This is a genomic window from Nostoc sp. KVJ20, from assembly GCF_001712795.1.
In the GTDB taxonomy this organism is placed as follows: Bacteria; Cyanobacteriota; Cyanobacteriia; order Cyanobacteriales; family Nostocaceae; genus Nostoc.
This window is the reverse complement of record NZ_KV757805.1, coordinates 1-2,145: the sequence shown is the minus strand read 5'-3', so window position 1 is coordinate 2,145 and position 2,145 is coordinate 1. Positions and strand designations below refer to the sequence as shown.

General features: G+C 38.2%; 2 protein-coding genes and 1 pseudogene. All 3 read right to left on the bottom strand.

Annotation, left to right across the window (positions count from 1 at the left end; translation table 11 throughout):
* Positions 1-399 (bottom strand): annotated as a pseudogene (locus A4S05_RS37630) (DUF3854 domain-containing protein); the annotation flags it as partial.
* Positions 400-427: 28 nt separating this feature from the next.
* Positions 428-931, bottom strand: a complete 504-nt coding sequence (locus A4S05_RS37625) for a relaxase/mobilization nuclease domain-containing protein (RefSeq protein ID WP_176727229.1) — start codon at positions 929-931, stop codon at positions 428-430.
* Between the two features lie 108 nt (positions 932-1,039).
* Positions 1,040-2,145: type IV secretory system conjugative DNA transfer family protein (locus A4S05_RS37620; protein ID WP_141699930.1), on the bottom strand; the 1,106-nt coding region annotated here is incomplete at its 5' end.

Here is a 2,145-nt window from a genome sequence, read left to right as displayed (position 1 = left end):
CGGAGGTGAATCACTGGGGGATGATTTAGGAGGTGTATTAGAGCCAGGCAAAAGTGGATCTGTATTATCCGGTGGTAAAAGTGGAAATTCATCATCAGATGGTAAAAGCGGAGTTAATAATTCTGTTAATAATTTTTCAAATTCTTCAAACTCTGCTTGAATAGATTCCTCGGTTTGCGGGTCAAATTTCTGCCATTTCCAACCACCATTTTCATCAGGAGTCATCACATAAGTCTCTTGACCAATTGACAATTTCAATCTCTTATTTATTTCATCATCTATTGCTAACCCTATCGAGTCCAATACAAATTTTAGATAAGGAGCTATCACTGCTCTGGCAAAGTATTCACTGCTTTTGGCATAAGCAGAACTCAATTGTAAATGTCGTTCATCAAACATAAGACTATTAGTTGAGAATTTTTAATCTTTATACCGATATTTTCATGCCACCTCTTGGCGATGAGTTCAGTTTTTCTTGATACCATTGAGATAAAGATTTTTGCACAGCGTGAGAACAACATCTTTGGAGGATTTCATATTGTTTCCAATCAGCTCCCACGCAGGCTAAATCAATAAGTTTCCCTAACGGAGTAACGCGATTAAAGATAATATGTAAATGAAGACAATCAGGTGTAATTTCCAAAAAGCTAATAAACTGTAAATCATCCCAACCAATACCATGAACATATTGATTTAAAATTTGTTGGCAAGATTCTTCTGTCAGAGGCTGATGAAGATTTTTTAAAGTAATTATGGTATAAATGCCAACTTTTTTAAGTTTTGGCCTTCGATAAGAGAGAGTTTGAAAACTGGCAATGATTTCGGAAGTCTCAGCATGAATATCTAAAAAGCTGACTGAGCAAGTCTTTCGATTCCATGCTATTTTTTCAAGGATACTAAAACTCTCAATAGCAGATTCTTCAATAATCATTCGCATAAGGAAAAGTTCTCAATGAAAGGGAAATAGGGAACAAGGAACTTTTAACTGGGGTAATGTAAAGGAGGATTTATACCCATCTACAATTCGTTAATGACTCTTTTAAATAAAAACATTTGATTCAATATCAATCAATGAACTAACCTCAGATATATCCAATGGCAAAGAGTTATTAGAAACTTCTGGAGAATTTTGAGATAAAGGGAAACGATTGTTGATATTAGCAATTCGGATATCTAAGTCTTGCTGAGTTGGAAATTTCTGAGTACTTTTTCGAGCTAAAAGGCTGACAATGTTAGTCCATCTCTGCTGGTTATATTCTTCAATATCTCGAATAGCTTGAGGGATTTTGAGAGATTTTAGCAAAGGAACCGACCCCTCATTTTTATTAGAATAAGCAGGATTAATGAAGACACATTTACCTGGAGGCAACTTCAAAAACTGGGCTGACTCAAAGAGTTTTTTAGTTTTTTCCTGCTCACTAGTAGTAGTGTTTGCTTTTCCCCCGCCTGTAGAACGGCTTTTATGCTTGTACTTGATTTCCTCATCGCCCAAGAAACTGGAGAATAATTGTGCAGACTCATTTTCACCAGGATTGAAAACAAACTTAGTCCCGCAAGCCCCAAGAATAGTCTTAGCAACTTCCTTTCCATAGTTTTTCTCAAGCTGCCCCATATTCTGCCAGCCCAGGATACCGCAGAACCCCTCAGAGCGTGATTCGTTCAGCCATTTGAATAAGTCTGGTAAGTACAGAGAAGGCAGCTCATCGAGTGCAACTATAAGAGGATCAAGACGCTTTTTAGCAATGTTCCGAGCAATTGTCATGTGTAAAATGCTGGTGAGCAAAGGGCTAACTGCGTCCCGACGTTCTCTGTCTAGCCCGAAGATAATCATCTGTTTACCCTTGATTGATAAGGGAAGAGTAGTCTTACCAATGAAACAACCAATAGTATTTTTGGCCATGAAGCGAGTGAACATGATGCTAGCGGTAGATACAATACCAGCAACAGTTTTTTCACTTGCGGCGGAACTGAACAACTGACCAAAGGCAATTTTAATCCAAGGATTGAGATTAGCTGCCATCAATCTTTGCACCATAAGTTCAGAAGAAAGGATGGCGGCACTAGTCATAACATCAGCGCATTCGCCAAACTCTTTAGTCAGCATCAAGATAGCTTGTGTCAACTGATCCCCTGCTGGAGCAAAGA